Source organism: Kitasatospora sp. NPDC088548 (genome assembly GCF_044753005.1).
GTDB lineage: Bacteria > Actinomycetota > Actinomycetes > Streptomycetales > Streptomycetaceae > Kitasatospora.
In genome coordinates, this window is the sequence record NZ_JBIVMI010000025.1 from 13,324 (window position 1) to 28,774 (window position 15,451).

Genomic DNA, 15,451 nt, shown 5'->3' on the forward strand with positions numbered 1-15,451 from the left:
GCTCAGTCGGTAGAGCGGCTGTGTACCTCGCCGCCTTCGATCTCTGGACACCCATACGTGAACACCCATATCTGAACAGATTTCCGCACCTCCCGGTGCGTCGGCAGCGGTTACTCCGTGGAGTGCCCCCAGCGGGGCACGTAGAAGCGACCAACAACACCGCCGCCATCCTGATCTCGGGAGGCACGGCGCCGGGGTGCCCGGTGCGCAGGCGGGGGTTACTTCCGGATCTTGCGGTTCCGGGTTCGAGTCCCGGGCGGGCCGTGCGCGAGCACGACCGCTAGCTCAATCGGACAGAGCACAAGGCATACACCCCCACCGACGTCGGCCGTCCGGCCGGCACGATCTCGGGCACCCCTTCTTCGCCCTGCCTCCCGCGCGTTCCACCAGCCACCAGGGGGCCACCATGTCGCGTTTCAACGTCCGCACGACCAGGCCGGGTCCGAGTTCGCCCGTGACCACCACCGGCCGGCGCACGGCCAACCACAACGGCGGCACCGGCCACGTCCGGGACCGGAAGTCCGAGCTCTTCCTGCTGGCCGTCGCCAACCTGGTGGGGCAGGACACCTTCTACGAGCACGGTGGCACCCGCGACGACCGCTACACCGCGCTGGTACGCGAGCTTGCCGTGAGCGACCCGGAGTGGACCCTCGGCCTGCTGCGCTGGCTGCGCCACGAGGCGCGGCTGCGGACGGCCGCGCTGGTCGGCGCCGCCGAGTTCACCCGGGCCCGGCTGGACGCCGGGGCGCACGGCTTCTCCCGGCAGGCCGTCGACGCGGTGCTCCAGCGCGCGGACGAGCCCGGCGAGCTGCTCGCCTACTGGACCTCCCGCTACGGCCGCGCGCTGCCCAAGCCGCTCAAGCGCGGGGTCGCGGACGCCGTGCGCCGGCTCTACGACGGCCGGGCGCTGCTCAAGTACGACACCGCGACCAAGGGTTACCGCTTCGGCGACGTACTGGAACTGACCCACCCCGCGCCCGACCCGGCCAAGCCGTGGCAGGGCGGGCTGTTCGCCTACGCCCTGGACCGCCGGCACCGGCCGGACGAGGCCGTTCCGCCCTCCTCCGACCGGCTGCTGACGGCCAACCGCGAGCTGCTCGCGCTGCCCGTCGCCGAGCGGCGGGCGGCGGTGACGGCCGAGGGCGGCGCCGAGCGGCTGGCCGCGGCCGGGCTGACCTGGGAGGCGCTGGCCGGGTGGCTGCAGGGCCCGATGGACGCGGCCGTCTGGGAGGCGGTCATCCCCTCGATGGGCTCGATGGCGCTGGTCCGCAACCTGCGCAACTTCGACCGGGCCGGGGTCTCGGACGAGGCCGCCGAGCAGGTCGCGCGGCGGATCGGCGACCAGGGCGAGGTGCACCGCTCCCGGCAGTTCCCGTTCCGCTATCTCGCCGCGTACCGGCACGCGCCGTCGCTGCGGTGGGGCCACGCGCTGGAGACGGCGCTCTCCCACTCGCTCGCCAACGTGCCCGCGCTGGCCGGCCGGACGCTGATCCTGGTGGACCGTTCGGGCTCGATGTTCGACCGGCCCAGCCAGCAGACCCTGCTCAACCGGGCCGACTCGGCGGCGATCTTCGGCACCGCGCTGAAGGTCCGGGCCGCCGCGGCCGACCTGGTCGAGTTCGGCACCACCAGCCGGGTCGTCGAGGTGCGGCCCGGTGAGGCCGTGCTGCGGGTGCTGGAGCGCTTCGGCGACCTCGGCGGCACCGCCACCGCCGAAGCCGTCCGCGCCCACTACCGGGGCCACGACCGGGTCGTGGTCATCACCGACGAGCAGACCGACCCGGGCCACCGGGGCGGCGACCCGCTGACCGCCGTCCCGGCCCACGTGCCCGTCTACACCTGGAACCTGGCCGGCTACGCCCCCGGCCACGGCCCGAGCGGCTCGGCGAACCGGCACACCTTCGGCGGGCTCGGCGACGCCGCGTTCCGGCTCATCCCGCTGCTGGAGGCCGGGGAGTCCGCCGGCTGGCCCTGGGAGCGGTAGGGCCCGGTCCCGTGGGTCCCGCCGGACCGGAGCCCGGTCCCGGCGAAGCTCCGCAGGACCGGCCACCAGGCCCCCTCGACCGGCACCGCCCGCCGTGGCAGCATCGGCGGCGCCGGCCCCAAGGAGGGCCGGTGCCGGGCGAATCGAGGAGCGAACGGTGGCGTACGACTTCGACGTGCTGGTGGTGGGCGGCGGGATCGTCGGGCTCTCCACGGCGTACGCGCTGACCCGGGCCAGGCCCGGGCTGCGGCTGGCGGTGCTGGAGAAGGAGGCCGGCTTCGCCGCGCACCAGACCGGCCGCAACAGCGGGGTCATCCACAGCGGCGTCTACTACCGGCCGGGCTCGCTCAAGGCCCGGTACGCCGTCGCGGGCGCCGCCGAGATGGTGGAGTTCTGCCGCGACCACGGCATCCCGCACGAGGTGACCGGCAAGCTGATCGTGGCCACCGACCGGGCCGAGCTGCCCCGGCTGCGGGCACTGGCCGAGCGCGGACGGGAGAACGGCATCCCGGTCACCGAGCTGGACGGCGGCGGCATCGCGGCGTACGAGCCGCAGGTCACCGGCCTCGCCGGGCTGCACATCGGCACCACCGGCATCTGCGACTACCCGGCGGTCGCCGGCACCTACGCCCGGCTGGCCCGCGAGGCGGGCGCGGTGCTCAGGCCCGGTACCGAGCTGCGGGCGGTCGCCCGGCGGGCGGACGGGGTGACCGTGCAGACGTCCGCCGGAGAGCTGCGCTGCCAGGTGCTGGTCAACTGCGCGGGCCTGCACAGCGACCGGATCGCCCGGCTCGCGGGCGACGACCCCGGGGTGCGGATCGTGCCGTTCCGCGGCGAGTACTACGAACTCACCAAGGAGCGCCGGGAGCTGGTGCGCGGCCTGGTCTACCCGGTACCGGACCCGGCCTTCCCCTTCCTCGGGGTGCACCTGACCCGGGGCATCCACGGCGACGTGCACGTCGGCCCCAACGCCGTCCCCGCGCTGGCCCGCGAAGGGTACGACTGGCGTACGGTGCGCCCGCGCGACCTGGCCGGAACGATCGCCTTCCCCGGCACCTGGCAGATCGCCCGCCGGCACTGGCGGTACGAGGTCGGCGAACTGCGCCGCTCGCTGTCCAAGCGGGCGTTCACCGCCGCCGTGCGGCGGCTGCTGCCCGCCGTCACCGCCGAGGACCTCGTCCCGGCCGCGGCCGGGGTCCGGGCCCAGGCGGTGGCCCGGGACGGCTCGCTGCTGGACGACTTCGCCTTCGCCGGCTTCGATCCCGAGGATCCGCGCTCCGCCCGCCGGCTGGTGCACGTGCTGAACGCACCCTCCCCCGCCGCCACCGCCTCGCTGCCGATCGGCCGCGAGGTGGCCCGCCGGGCGCTCGCCGCGCTGGAGGCCGGCGGCTGACCGACCGGCGCGGGGAAGGACGGCGCAGGGGACCGGTGCGGGAAAGCGGCCCCCGGAGGCGGTGCGGGGTGCGTCACAGGCTCTGCGGACCGCCCCCGGCGGCCCCGTAGACTCGGGGAATTGTGACTGCCACCGCCCCGATCCCCCAGCAATCGCCCTCCGCCCGGCTCTCCGCCGCGCCCGCCGGCTACCCCGCGCCGATGTACCCGCACCGGGCCACCGAGGCCCAGCACAGCGAGCGGCGCATCCGCAGCTTCCAGCCGCGCCGGGGCCGGATGACCAACGCCCAGGCGGGCGCGCTGGACCGGGGCTGGGAGCGGCACGGCATCGCGATCGACGGCAGCCCGCTCGACCTGCGCGAACTCTTCGGCGGCCGGCCGGTCACCCTGGAGATCGGCTTCGGCATGGGCGAGACCACCGCCGCGATGGCCGCCGCCGACCCGGGCATGGGCATCCTCGCCGCCGACGTCCACACCCCGGGCCACGGCAACCTGCTCGGCATGCTGGAGCGCGACGGCTCGGAGAACGTCCGGGCGGCCGCCGGCGACGCCGTCATACTCCTGCGCGACATGCTCCCCGACGCCTCGCTGGCCGGGCTGCGCGTCTACTTCGCCGACCCGTGGCCCAAGCCCAAGCACCACAAGCGCCGACTGGTCCAGCCGTCCTTCCTGGACCTGGTGCTGCCCCGGCTGGCACCCGGCGCGCTGGTGCACTGCGCCACCGACTGGGAGCCGTACGCCGAGCAGATGCTCGCCGTGCTCTCCGCCTCGCCCGAGCTGGAGAACCTGCACCCCGAGGGCGACGGCACCGGCTGGCTGGAGCCCGCCGACCACCCGGACGGCAGCGTCCCCGGCTATGCGCCCCGGCCCGACTGGCGGCCGGTCACCAAATTCGAGCGGGCCGGCCTCGCCAAGGGCCACGTGGTGCACGACCTGCTGTTCCGCCGCCGCTGAACCACGGGCGGCGTTCGACCGGCGGCCCCCGCGGTGACCGCGGGGGCCGGGTCCGGCGGGATACGTCGTTCCGGATCCTCCCTGCGGACCCGTACCGTGGCCTACCCTGTGCCGGGTGAGCAGCCCGTCCGGCGGCGGGTACCGGACCTCGGTCCAGGCCTCCGCCGACGACCGAGAGATGCCCACGCGTACCGTCGGCACCCGCGCCATCCCGGGGCCCCGGAGACGCCGGGCCCGCTTGCTGGTGCCCTGGCCGGCCTTCCCCGCTCCGCCGGCCGCCGCCCCGGCCGGCCCGTCCCCGGACCTCGCCGGCCCGGCACGTCCGGTGCGCTCGGTCGCGCTCTCCTCGGTCACCGCCACCACCGTCCTGACCCTGATCGGCTGCGGTGTGCTGATCCTGCACCTGGTACGCCGCCAGACCGGCACCACCGGGCTGCTGGTCGGCCTGGGCCTGGCGACCGTCCCGCTCCCCTTCGTGCTCGGCGGCCTCGCCTGGCTCAACCAGACCGCCCGGGTGGCGCTGCGCCACACCGTGTTCTGCCTCGGCTGGGGCGCGTTCGCGGCGACCACCGTGGCGATCCTCGCCAACGGCTGGACCAGCAGCTATCTGACCGCCCACCAGGGCAGCCTGGGCGAGGTGCTGGGCGCCGACATCGTCACCCCGGTGATCGAGGAGAGCGCCAAGGGCGCCGCCCTGCTCGTCCTGCTGCTGCCACTCGCGCCGCGGCTCCGGTGTCGCGGCGACCGTACCGGGCGCCCGGGCGCGACCGTCCTGCGGGCGCTGCCCGGCGGCCGGCACCCCCGGGCGTCCGCCGGCCGCCCGCACGGCCGGTACCGGCCACGGCTGCGCCCCTGTCCGCGCCCGCTGCCGTATCCGCACCCCGGCCCGCCGGGCCGGGACCGCCTCCGGGCCCGGTCCCGGCCGCGCACGCTGGCCGCCGGGGTCGTCCTCGGCGGGACCACCGCCTGTGGCTTCGCCTTCACCGAGAACGTGCTCTACCTGGGCCGGGCCTTCACCAGCGACCAGCAGCAGCGGCTGGACAGCATCGGCCTCGGCGAGACGCCCAGCCTGCGGGACTTCGACAGCACCGTGCAGACCTTCGTCCTGCGCGGCCTGCTCTCCCCCTTCGCCCACCCGCTGTTCACCGCGCTGACCGGGCTGGGGCTGGCCGTCACCCTCACCACCGCCCGCCACTGGCTGGCCCGGCTGGCCGCGCCGACCGGGCTGCTGCTGGCGATGACCCTGCACGGTGTCTGGAACGCCGCCGCCGACCTCGGCACCCACGGCTTCCTGCTGGTGTACGGGGTGCTGATGGTGCCCTGCTTCGCCGCGCTGGTCTGCTTCGCCGCCTGGGCCAGGGCCCGGACGGCCCGGCACGCCGTCCGCCGCGCGAAGCGCTGATCCGGGGCCGGGGAAGAAGCGATTTCCCATCCAGGCGACTTCCCCGTATTGTTGTGTTTACCGACGCGGGGTGGAGCAGCTCGGTAGCTCGCTGGGCTCATAACCCAGAGGTCGCAGGTTCAAATCCTGTCCCCGCTACTCAGTAGCCGAAAGGCCCGGAGGATCAGTCCTCCGGGCCTTTCGCGTTCCCGGCCTCATGGAGGCCACGGTCAGGGCACGAAGCGGTAACGCCAAGAGATTCCAAGATCCGGCAAATGGCGGCTCAAGCATACTGAGGAGAACTTCACCCGTTCGGCTGCGCTCCGTCGCGCCGGGTTAGGAAACTCCCATGCTGTCGAAGCGCCTTGCCAGCACTGCCGCGATCTGTCTGCTCCTCGCAGCGGGCACGGCCGCCTGTGGCGACAACAAGGACAAGGCCTCCGCCACCCCCAAGCTCGACACCGAGAAGCTGAGCGCCCAGGAGATCGAGAAGCAGGCCAAGGACGCGCTGGCCGGCGCCTCCTCCGTCAAGATCGTCGGCAATGTGGTCGACGGCGACGGGAAGATGGAGATCAGCCTGGCCCTCGACACCAAGGGCCAGTGCACCGGCTCGCTGAGCATGCCGGGCACCGGCAAGTTCGAGATCATCAGCGACGGCAAGGAGACCTACCTGAAGCCCGACAAGGACTTCTGGACGGCCGTCGCCGGCCCGGCCGGCGAAAAGGCCGCCGAGCTGTTCAAGGGCCGCTACCTGTCGGGCTTCCAGGGCGACCCGGACATGAAGGAGCTGACCACGGTCTGCAACCTCAAGGAGCTGAGCAAGAAGATCGTCGAGGACGACAGCAAGAAGAGCACGGTCGCCAAGGGCTCGGCCGGCACCGTGAACGGCGTCAAGACCTTCAGCCTCAAGTCGACCGGTCCGGACGGCCAGCAGGCGACCATCCACGTCGCCACCGAGGGCAAGTTCTACCCGGTGCGGGTCGAGCAGAACAAGGGCACGGAGACCGGTCAGACGGACTTCACCGACTTCGACAAGCCGCTCATCGTCCAGGCCCCGCCGGCCGACAACGTGATCGACTTCTCCAAGTTCAAGGACGAGCTCAAGAGCGCCTGAGCGGCGGCCGCGAATAATCCGTTGCCCTCCTTCCGGTGAGCTGCCTAAGGTGGTCGCACACTGAAAGGAGGTGATCCTGAGTTGAGTACCGTCAGGATGTGTGAGGTGGCTGCTCGCTAGAGCCGCCCCTGCCTGCGCAGGGTGGGGCCCCAGGCCTCCGGCAGGCGAAATCCCAAGCAGTCACCCGGCCCGTGGGCTCACCGGAACATCCCCGGTGCCTCGGCGCCCGGCCCGTCACACGGCCCGGCGCGGAGGAGCAGCCCACGGGCCGTCCGCGTTCCCGGAGCGTCTCCCGAGGCGTTTCCGGCCGTGCGCCCGTCGCACCGTCCGCGTTCCCGTCCCCCCGCCACGGCGCTAGAGTCGGCCCGGATTCCGGGGCGGGTCGGTACGCACACAGGGGGTAGGCGATGGCGCGGACGCGACGGGGCGGAAGCGCGGCGATGCTGCGCACGGCACAGCGGACCGCGGCCGGAACGCTGCTCGGGGTGGGGGTGCTCGGGCTGCTGCTGTTCTCGCTCGGCCGGGAGCAGGCCTGGCAGGCGCTCGGCGGCGGACTGGTGATCTCCGGCGCCTCGGCGGTGCTCGGCGGCGCGCTGGGCTTCCTGTTCGGGGTACCCCGGGTGCGGGGCGGGACCGGAGCGGGCGAGCCGCAGGGCTCCTACGCGCCGAACACCAATCTGGAGCAGGTCTCGGACTGGCTGACCAAGGTGCTGCTCGGCGTCGGGCTGACCCAGCTGGGCTCGCTCGGCGAGCGGCTGCACCAGGTCGGTACGGCGCTGGCGCCCGCGCTGGGCGGCGAGCAGGGCGCGGTGCCGTTCGCGGCGGCGCTGGTCCTGTACTTCCTGGTGCTCGGCTTCCTGGCCGGCTGGCTGGTGACGCGGTTGACGCTGCCGCAGGTGCTCTCCGACGCCGATCAGGCGCTGGACCTCTTCCTGGCCGGCCAGGACCGGGACCGCCGGGGCGACAAGGTCGGCGCGGACGATCTGCGGGTACGGGCGATGCAGCACCTGGGGCTGCTGGGCGGCAGCGCGGACCAGGGCGACCGGCTGAGCCGGCAGCTGCCGGCCGGCGCGGCGGCCGGGCCGGAGAACGTGGTGGCCGAGGTCCGCTCGACGGCGCGGCGCTCGGCGCTGACGGCGGACCAGGTGCGGGAGCTGTTCGCGGACGGCTCCGAGGCCCAGCGGCTGCAGGCCCTGGCGCTGATGCAGGGCGACCCCGCGCTGGCCGACCTGCCGAGCGTGCTGGACGCGATCGAGCGGCCGCGCTCCGGTTTCGAGCAGTACCACGCGCTGCTGGCGGCCCGCGGCCTGCTCTCCCGGCTGCCCGCCGCCGGGGCACAGCGGCTGCGCGACGCGGTGGCCGGGCGGCTGGTGGCACCGGACGGCATCCCGTACGGGTCGGACCGCAGCTGGCTGGCGGAGAAGATACTGTCCCGCCTGGAGTCCGCGGTGTTCCTCCCCCAGCAGGCCGGCCCGGCGGAGCGGTCGCAGGCCCGGCAGGATCCGTAGCGGACGCCGCCGGACGGTGATCAGACGGTGAAGCGCAGTTCGGGGCGGTCCCAGCCGATCGGGGGGCGGGCGGGGAAGGTGCCGACGCGTTCGGCGCCCATCCTTCGGTAGAACTGCTCGGCGGGCGGGTGGGAGACCACGCGGACGCCGGTCACGCCCGCCTCCCGGGCGCGGCCGAGCATGTGCCCGATGAGCACCCGCCCGATGCCGAGGCCCTGCGCCTCGTCGGCGACGAACATCAGGTCCAGCTCCGGCGGGTCGAGGATCAGTGCGTAGAAGCCGAGCAGCCGGTCGCCCTGGGCGCCCGCGGCGAGGAAGACCTCGTGCTGGGCGAGGTACTCGGGCGTCACCCGGTAGCCGGCGATCATCGCGGCGTACTCGCCGTGATAGGTGCTGGAGGCCTGGATCAGCCCGGTGAGCCGCTCGGCGTCCGCCGCCCCGGCCCGCTTGATCATCGTCTCGGTCATGGCGATGAGTATAGGACCGAAGGCCACTACTGACCATTACCTTCCCTGGTCACGGCGCCTGCGGTGATCTGCCGCCCGCAGGACGAGGACACGCCGGGTGAGGCCGTCCCCGGGGCGCGGGAAGCGGTCGATCTCACTGCTGATCCGGCGCTCACCGAGGGCGTGGCGCAGGGCGTCGAGGTGGGGGCAGCGGCGGCCGCGGCCGTCGTGCAGGGGGTGGACCCGGACTTCGCCGTCGGGCGCGGTCACCCGGACCAGTTCGGTCAGCGCGGCCACCTGCCGAGCGGGGCCGAAGCGTTCGGGGTAGGCGAAGAGCAGGTACCCGCTGAGGGTGAGGGCGAAGGTGCCGTCCGTGAAGGGCAGCCGGGGCAGTTCGGCGGCCACGTACTGCTGCGGGTGGGCGGCGGCGTCGGCGGTGAACAGCCGGCAGGCCCGGTCCCAGCTGCGCAGATAGCGGTCGTACGGGCGGTGGAGCGGCCTCGGGTACAGCTCGGGGCGGGCGGCCATCGCGGCGGCCATCGACGCCCGGGCGGCCCGGGCGGCCGCCGCGACCTCGGGGCCGGGCCGGGCGTACGCCGGGTCGGCGGCGATCACCCGGCAGCCCAGCCCGCGAGCCTCGGCGGCCAGACCGGAGGCGCCACCGGGGCAGTCGAGCAGCGGCCCGGGGAGGGCGGCGAGCCGGGCTCGGGTGAGGCCGAAGAGCCCGCAGTACTCGTCCAGCGGGCGGGAGGTGATCAGGATTCCGGCGGCGGCGGGGTCGGTGGACCTCCGCGGGTCGGCGAGGTCGGCCGGGTCGGGGAGCTCGGCGGCGGCCACCCGGCCATCCGAACACGGCCCGGCCCCGTCCGCATCCGGGGGACCGGGCACGAACGGGGCCGGGCGGCTCCGGGGTGGCGGCAGCGGGCCGGGCGGCCTGCCGGCGAGGCGGGCTCAGCGGCCGAGCAGGCCCCGGACGGCGAGCCGGTTGACGTTGGTCAGGCCGCGCACCAGCTGCGGGGTGAGGAAGACGAACAGCAGCCCGAGCAACGAGACCCCGGCGATCTGCAGCGGCGACTGGACGTAGTAGACGTGCTCGACGCCGTGGCTGTCGTAGAAGTTGAAGAGCCGGTAGCCGGGCCAGTCGGTGTAGGTCGGGAAGACCCAGTGGTAGAGCGGGTAGAGCGTCAGGGACCAGCCGACCAGCAGGAACACCAGCGACATCGTGAAGCTGAAGACCGCCCACGGCAGCATCACCACCTGGTACAGCACGGCCTTCCACCCGGCCGCGTCCGCCAGCCGCGCGGTGACGGCGCCCCAGCTGCCCGGCCGGGCACGCCGCACCGGCGCCGGGCCCGGCACGTCCAGGGCCAGCATGCTGAGCGTCCGGGCCCGCTCCAGCCGGCCGAAGCCGCGGGCGCCGCTGGTCAGCGCGGCCAGCACCGGCAGGCCGAGGACGGTGACGAAGGTTCCCAGGCCCAGGGCGAAGAGCGTGACGGCGAAGGCGAAGCCCACGATGGCGACCGGCAGTCCGCTGAGCGTGAAGCCGATCTCCTTGTAGGTGTAGGAGGAGAACGGCGCCCGCCAGACGTACGGCGGCTCCTCGGTCCGGCGGGCCCGGGCGGGCCGGTGCTTCGGGTCGGCCTCGTCGGTGCCGTAGGTCCCGTAGGTGTCGCCGGAACCGTGGGAGTCGCGGCTGTCCTCGCGGTCGTACGCACCGCGCTGCATGCTGTGGCTGCTGCTCATGGCCGGGCCTCGGTCCTCGGTTCTGTGGTGGGGGCGTGTCCTGCTGACTCCTCAACCCTGTCAAAGCGCGGGCCCGGTGGACATCCGGCCCCCCGCCGAACAAGGGGTGGGGTTAACCCCCCGCCCGCTGCCCCGCCCCGGTCCCGGCCCCCGCCCACTCGTCCGCCAGCAGGGAGTACTGGAAGGAGTCGTACCAGGTGTCCCGCAGGTGGAGGTCGTGCCGGATCCGGCCCTCCAGCTGGAACCCGGCCCGGGTGAGCACCCGGCTGGAGGCGGTGTTGTCGACGTCGACCCGGGCGGCCAGCCGGTGCACGCCGAGCGTCCCGAACGCGAGGTCGCAGAGCAGCCCGGTGATCTCGCCCGCGTAGCCGTGGCCCCAGGTGTCGGGGCGCAGCGCGTAGCCGAGGACTGCGGAGCGGTGCTCCCCGAGGGTGAGGGCGGCGCTGCCGATCGGGGCGCCCCCGTCGGCGGGGTCGGCGGAGTCGGTGCCGTCCGCGCGCAGGGTGACGGCGAGCCGGTAGACCGTGCGTTCGTCCCGCAGGGCCTCCTCCAGGTACTGCGCCACCTGATCGGCACAGCTCTCCCGGTCGTACGGTCCGAAGGGGAGGTGGCGGGTGGCGACCGGGTCGCCGAAGACGGCGTACAGCGCCTCGATGTCGCCCGGGGTGTGGTGGAACTCGCGAATGGCCAGCCGGGGGCCGGTGAGTCGTACGGGGACCATGTCCGTCGACCCTACTCCGGCCCGGTCCGTCCGGTGGGCGGCCAGCGGCTACCGTCGAGGCTATGGAAGACGAAGACCTGCGGCTCGCCCCGCGCACCAAGGCCGCCGAACTGCTCGCCTGGGCGGAGGCGGAGGGCCGCGCGCCGGTGGCCGAGGAACCGCTGCGGACGGTGCTGGCGCTGCTGGAGCTGGGCGAGGGCAGGATGCACGACGGCTGGCCGGAGCTGACCTCGAACGCCGTGGAGCAGTTGCTCGTCGAGCGGCTCTACCTGTACGTCCAGCCCGCGCCGGAGGAGGATCCGCTGGCGTACGGCGAGGCGGTGCGGCTGCTGATCGACCGCCAGCGGGCGGCGAAGCGGCTGAACGCCAAGCGGCAGGAGCGGCTGCACGCGGAGGCCGAGTGGCAGGGCGAGGTGGCGGCCGGCCTGCTGCGGCGGGCGGACCTGGTGACCTGGCCCCGGCTGTACACGCTGCTGCTGCACGCCTACGGGGTGGACGTCGCGGACGAGGCGGCGGTGCGGGCCTGGCTGGAGGGGTTCCGGGAGCTGGCGGAGGAGGACCGGCTGGCCGCGTTCGCGGCGCTGGAGCCGGCCGGCTGGGTGGACGAGACGGCCGGTGAGGGCTGGGGCCCGGCCCGGGTGCTCACGGTCGGGATGGCCACCGACGGCGCCCGGCGGCTGCTGGAGCAGGGCCTGATGCGGCGCAGCTACCGCAACCTGGCGGAGCTGACCGCGCTCGGCCGGCCGATGCCGGACGAGCTGACCGGGGACTTCGGGGCGTTCGAGGAGGCGGCCGCCGAGGCGGCGCTGGAGCTGGCCGGCCGGTGGACGGTGCCGGGGCTGCCGCGGCTGCTGGTGGCGGAGTTCCCGGACCTGGCGCCGGAGCCGGGGCAGGAGGAGATCGACGCGTACCTGGCCGGGCTGCCCGACGGGGCCTGAGCCCTCCGGGTCCTGGAACGCGGAGGTGCCCCGGCCGCTGCTCGGACCGGGGCGCCTCCGGGGCGTCAGGGGGTGATGCCGCGCTGCTCGAACCAGGTCTCCGGGTCGACCGGGGCCCCGCCGCCGGGGCGGACCTCCAGGTGCAGGTGCGGGCCGGTGACGTTGCCGGTGGCGCCGACCTTGCCGATCTGCTGGCCGGGGACGACCTTGCCGGTGCCCTTGATGATCGAGGAGAGGTGGCAGTACCAGATCTCGGTGCCGTCGGGCAGCGTCTCGACGATCCGGTAGCCGTACGAGCCGGACCAGCCGGCCGAGGTGATGGTGCCCTGGCCGACGGCGTAGACCGGGGTACCGGTGGAGGCCGCGAAGTCCAGGCCGGTGTGCAGGTGGGCCCAGTAGGAGGCGCTCTGGCCGTAGTGGGCGGAGAGGTTGTAGTCGCGCACCGGCAGGTTGATGGCGGCGAGCTTGGCCCTCTCGGCCTCCTCGGCGGCCCGCTTGGCCTCCGCCTGCTGGGCGGCGCGCTTGGCCTCGGCCTCCTGGGCGGCCTGGACGCGGGCGTTCTCCTCGGCGGCGGTGCGCTGGCTGTCGGCCTGCTGCTGGATGCGGGCGGCGAGCGCGAGGCCGGGGTCGGCGGAGAGGGCGACCGGGGTCTCGTCCGGGGCCTCGATGGCCGGCGCGGCGGCCGGGGTGGCGGAGGCGAAGCCGGTGGCGCCGAGGGTGGCGGCCACGGCGGTGACGCCGAGCAGTGGAGCGGTGCCGCGGGCCTGGCGCGGCATCCGGTGCCGGTTGGCGTCGGCGGGCTGCGGGCCGGTCTCGTCCGCGGGGCCGCCGTAGCCGCCCTCGTGGGCGGCGGGCCGCGGGTGGTCGAGCAGCTGGGTGCCGGCGGCGGAGCCGGGCAGGTGTGCCGGAGAGTACGTCGACGCCACGGAGGCGCGCTCCTTTCCTTCCTTCGCGCCTACCGGGTTAGCTGACGGGTTCGGAGCAGGAAGGTCTCCTACGGCTGGGCCTGGGCCCGGCCGATTCACCCCAAGGAACGTGGTTCCCCGGCTCCCTGACCTGCCCGGGGGCGGGTCGTCGGGATTAGGCGACGGCGCACGGTGCCGTCTGGGTACGGCGTTGACAACCGCGCTGCGTTATCAAACGTTAATCCTAGGCGCCCCTGATTCCAAGCCATCCGTTCGGGACAACCGGATACAGCACGGGCACCACGCGACCCGATGGGCGTTTTGGGACGATTGACGACAACTGACACTACCGAACGTGATTGGACGTCAACGAACGACCCCCCATTTGAGTAGTTCTACTCATGTGCGTCCGCTCGGGGCGCCGCCATCCTGACGCCATGAACGCACCGATGCAGTCCCGCACCACGGCCGCGTACCACGTCCAGGCCGTGCTCTCCTTCGCCCTGTCCGCCGCCGCCCTCGCGATCGGGATCGCCTACCTCCCGGTCGGGGGGTGGACCAGGGCCTTCCTCGGACTCGGCCTGCTCTACACCGTCACCTCCTCGTTCACCCTGGCCAAGGTGGTCCGGGACAAGCAGGAGACCAGCGAGATCGTCACCCGGGTGGACCAGGCCCGGCTGGAGAAGCTGCTCAGCGAGCACGACCCGTTCAAGGTGGAAGGGATCTGAGCGGGCACCACGGAACGGGCACCTCCGAAGCCGTCGCACATCGATAGCTTGACGGCTAAGGCTATTAGCCTTAGCTTTATGGCTATCGGCAGCACCGCCGATGACACGCCCCGGCGGCCCGAGGAGACCCACGATGTCCGGCATCACCACCCCCACCACCCAGTACCTCGACGTCCCCGGCGGCCGGCTGGCCTTCGACGACACCGGGCGGGGCGACGGCACCCCGGTCGTCCTGCTCCCCGGGATGCTCGACAGCCGGGCCGCGTACCGGCACCTGCGACCGCTGCTGGTGGCCGCCGGCCGCCGGGTGATCACCATGGACCTGCGCGGCTTCGGCGAGTCCTCGATCGCCTGGGACGACTACTCGCCCGCCGCGGTCGCCACCGACGTCATCGCCCTGCTCGACCACCTCGGCATCCGGAGCGCCGTGCTGGCCGGCAACTCGTACACCGGCGCCACCGTGGTCAAGGCCGCCGGGGACGCACCCGAGCGGGTCGCCGGGATCGTCCTGCTGAACGCCTTCGTCGAGAACCCGCCGCCGAACCTGATGCAGCGCGCCGTGTTCGGCCTGATGGGCCCGCTGCTGACCTACGTCCCCGCCTCCTGGGGCCTCTACCACCGCAAGATGGCGTTCCCGACCGCCAAGCCGGCCGACTTCGACGCCTACGTGGACGGCCTGGTCGCCGCGCTGCGCACGCCCGGCCGCCGGACCGCCGTCCGGGGCCAGCTCCGCGGGGACTCGTCGCCGGTCGGCTGGACCGCCGCGGTGCGGTGCCCGGCGCTGGTCGTGATGGGCGCCAAGGACCCCGACTTCCCGAACCCGGAGCTGGTCGCCGACCGGCAGACGGCCGCGCTCGGGGCCCGCAAGGTGATGATCGAGGGCGCCGGGCACTACCCGATGGCCGACCACCCGCAGGCCACCGCCGACGCGCTGCTGCCCTTCCTCGCCGAACTCTCCTGAGCCCCGGCCCCCGCACCGCACGCCCCTGCCCCGCCCCACGAACCCCCGGAGACCGCACGTGCCCCGAGTAGGACTGACCCCCGACCAGGTCGTCGGCCACGCCCTCGCCCTCATCGACGAGCAGGGCCCCGAGGCCCTCACCCTGGCCGCCGTCGCCAGCCGGGCCGGCGTGGCCACCCCCTCGCTGTACAAGCACGTCAGCGGCGGCCTCGCCGAGCTGCGCCGGCTGGTCGCCGTCCGGGTCACCGAGGAACTGGCCGACCGCCTCGCCGAGGCCGCCCTCGGCCGCGGCGGCGACGACGCGGTGGCCGCCGTCCTGCGGGCCTACCACGCCTACGCCACCGAGCACCCGCACCGCTACAACGCGCTGCCGCAGGCCCCCCGGCCGGACGACGACCTGACCCGGGCGGCCGGCCGGCTGGTCGGGGTGATCGTCGCGGTGCTCCGCGAGTACGGGCTGGACGGCCCCGAGGCGATCCACGCCGCCCGCACCGTCCGCTCGGTGGCCCATGGCTTCGCCTCGCTCTCCATCGGCGGTGGCTTCCAGCTCGCGGAGGACCTCTCGGTCACCCAGGACCGTCTGATCGCGGTCCTCACCAGCGGCCTCCGCGACTGGCCGAAGGCCTGACGGGGCCGTCCGCGCGGGGGCGGACGGCCCCCGCTCCGCGCCACCCCC

15 protein-coding genes, 1 tRNA gene and 1 riboswitch are annotated in these 15,451 nt (G+C 74.2%); of the genes, 11 read left to right on the top strand and 5 right to left on the bottom strand.

What is annotated here, in order from left to right; genetic code table 11:
* Positions 1 to 406: 406 nt before the first annotated feature.
* The 7 genes from ACIP82_RS27535 (at position 407) to ACIP82_RS27565 (ending at position 8,333) form a co-directional block, all read left to right on the top strand.
* Positions 407 to 1,984: a TROVE domain-containing protein gene (locus ACIP82_RS27535; RefSeq protein WP_400657143.1), complete on the top strand. Its 1,578-nt coding sequence runs from the start codon at positions 407 to 409 to the stop codon at positions 1,982 to 1,984.
* Positions 1,985 to 2,141: 157 nt separating this feature from the next.
* Positions 2,142 to 3,377 carry an L-2-hydroxyglutarate oxidase gene (lhgO, locus tag ACIP82_RS27540; protein WP_363610956.1) on the top strand — a complete coding sequence of 412 codons (1,236 nt, stop codon included), beginning with the start codon at positions 2,142 to 2,144 and terminating at the stop codon, positions 3,375 to 3,377.
* 122 nt (positions 3,378 to 3,499) lie between these two features.
* Complete coding sequence (gene trmB, locus ACIP82_RS27545) at positions 3,500 to 4,330, top strand: tRNA (guanosine(46)-N7)-methyltransferase TrmB (RefSeq protein WP_363610959.1); 831 nt, start codon at positions 3,500 to 3,502, stop codon at positions 4,328 to 4,330.
* 115 nt (positions 4,331 to 4,445) lie between these two features.
* Positions 4,446 to 5,732: a PrsW family intramembrane metalloprotease gene (locus tag ACIP82_RS27550; protein WP_363610961.1), complete on the top strand. Its 1,287-nt coding sequence runs from the start codon at positions 4,446 to 4,448 to the stop codon at positions 5,730 to 5,732.
* Between the two features lie 64 nt (positions 5,733 to 5,796).
* Positions 5,797 to 5,870 (top strand) — tRNA-Met (locus tag ACIP82_RS27555).
* Positions 5,871 to 6,060: 190 nt separating this feature from the next.
* Positions 6,061 to 6,825: a hypothetical protein gene (locus ACIP82_RS27560; protein WP_363610963.1), complete on the top strand. Its 765-nt coding sequence runs from the start codon at positions 6,061 to 6,063 to the stop codon at positions 6,823 to 6,825.
* Between the two features lie 440 nt (positions 6,826 to 7,265).
* Complete coding sequence (locus ACIP82_RS27565; RefSeq protein WP_400657147.1) at positions 7,266 to 8,333, top strand: hypothetical protein; 1,068 nt, start codon at positions 7,266 to 7,268, stop codon at positions 8,331 to 8,333.
* A gap of 20 nt (positions 8,334 to 8,353) precedes the next feature.
* Here the strand turns inward: ACIP82_RS27565 and ACIP82_RS27570 are convergent, their stop codons facing one another.
* The 4 genes from ACIP82_RS27570 to ACIP82_RS27585 all read right to left on the bottom strand — a co-directional run bounded on the left by ACIP82_RS27570 (position 8,354) and on the right by ACIP82_RS27585 (position 11,243).
* Positions 8,354 to 8,800: a GNAT family N-acetyltransferase gene (locus ACIP82_RS27570; protein ID WP_400657149.1), complete on the bottom strand. Its 447-nt coding sequence runs from the start codon at positions 8,798 to 8,800 to the stop codon at positions 8,354 to 8,356.
* Positions 8,801 to 8,836: 36 nt separating this feature from the next.
* Complete coding sequence (locus ACIP82_RS27575) at positions 8,837 to 9,616, bottom strand: hypothetical protein (protein ID WP_363610973.1); 780 nt, start codon at positions 9,614 to 9,616, stop codon at positions 8,837 to 8,839.
* Between the two features lie 114 nt (positions 9,617 to 9,730).
* Positions 9,731 to 10,522, bottom strand: a complete 792-nt coding sequence (locus ACIP82_RS27580) for a sensor domain-containing protein (RefSeq protein WP_400657152.1) — start codon at positions 10,520 to 10,522, stop codon at positions 9,731 to 9,733.
* Between the two features lie 112 nt (positions 10,523 to 10,634).
* Positions 10,635 to 11,243: a GNAT family N-acetyltransferase gene (locus ACIP82_RS27585; RefSeq protein ID WP_400657155.1), complete on the bottom strand. Its 609-nt coding sequence runs from the start codon at positions 11,241 to 11,243 to the stop codon at positions 10,635 to 10,637.
* A 62-nt stretch (positions 11,244 to 11,305) separates the two neighbouring features.
* On the opposite strand from ACIP82_RS27585, the gene ACIP82_RS27590 reads away from it, so the two are divergent.
* On the top strand, positions 11,306 to 12,181 hold the full coding sequence (locus ACIP82_RS27590) for a hypothetical protein (RefSeq protein ID WP_363610979.1): 876 nt from the start codon (positions 11,306 to 11,308) through the stop codon (positions 12,179 to 12,181).
* Positions 12,182 to 12,246: 65 nt separating this feature from the next.
* Here ACIP82_RS27590 and ACIP82_RS27595 read toward each other — a convergent pair whose 3' ends face one another.
* Complete coding sequence (locus ACIP82_RS27595; RefSeq protein ID WP_363610981.1) at positions 12,247 to 13,107, bottom strand: M23 family metallopeptidase; 861 nt, start codon at positions 13,105 to 13,107, stop codon at positions 12,247 to 12,249.
* A 12-nt stretch (positions 13,108 to 13,119) separates the two neighbouring features.
* Positions 13,120 to 13,278: riboswitch (cyclic di-AMP (ydaO/yuaA leader) on the bottom strand.
* A 245-nt stretch (positions 13,279 to 13,523) separates the two neighbouring features.
* Here ACIP82_RS27595 and ACIP82_RS27600 point away from each other — a divergent pair.
* The 3 genes from ACIP82_RS27600 (at position 13,524) to ACIP82_RS27610 (ending at position 15,403) form a co-directional block, all read left to right on the top strand.
* Entirely contained in the window at positions 13,524 to 13,814 is a 291-nt protein-coding gene (locus tag ACIP82_RS27600; RefSeq protein WP_363610983.1) for a YiaA/YiaB family inner membrane protein, read from the top strand.
* Positions 13,815 to 13,947: 133 nt separating this feature from the next.
* Entirely contained in the window at positions 13,948 to 14,775 is an 828-nt protein-coding gene (locus ACIP82_RS27605) for an alpha/beta hydrolase (protein WP_363610985.1), read from the top strand.
* 58 nt (positions 14,776 to 14,833) lie between these two features.
* Positions 14,834 to 15,403, top strand: coding sequence for a TetR/AcrR family transcriptional regulator (locus ACIP82_RS27610; protein WP_400657159.1), 570 nt, complete (start codon positions 14,834 to 14,836; stop codon positions 15,401 to 15,403).
* Positions 15,404 to 15,451: the final 48 nt, after the last annotated feature.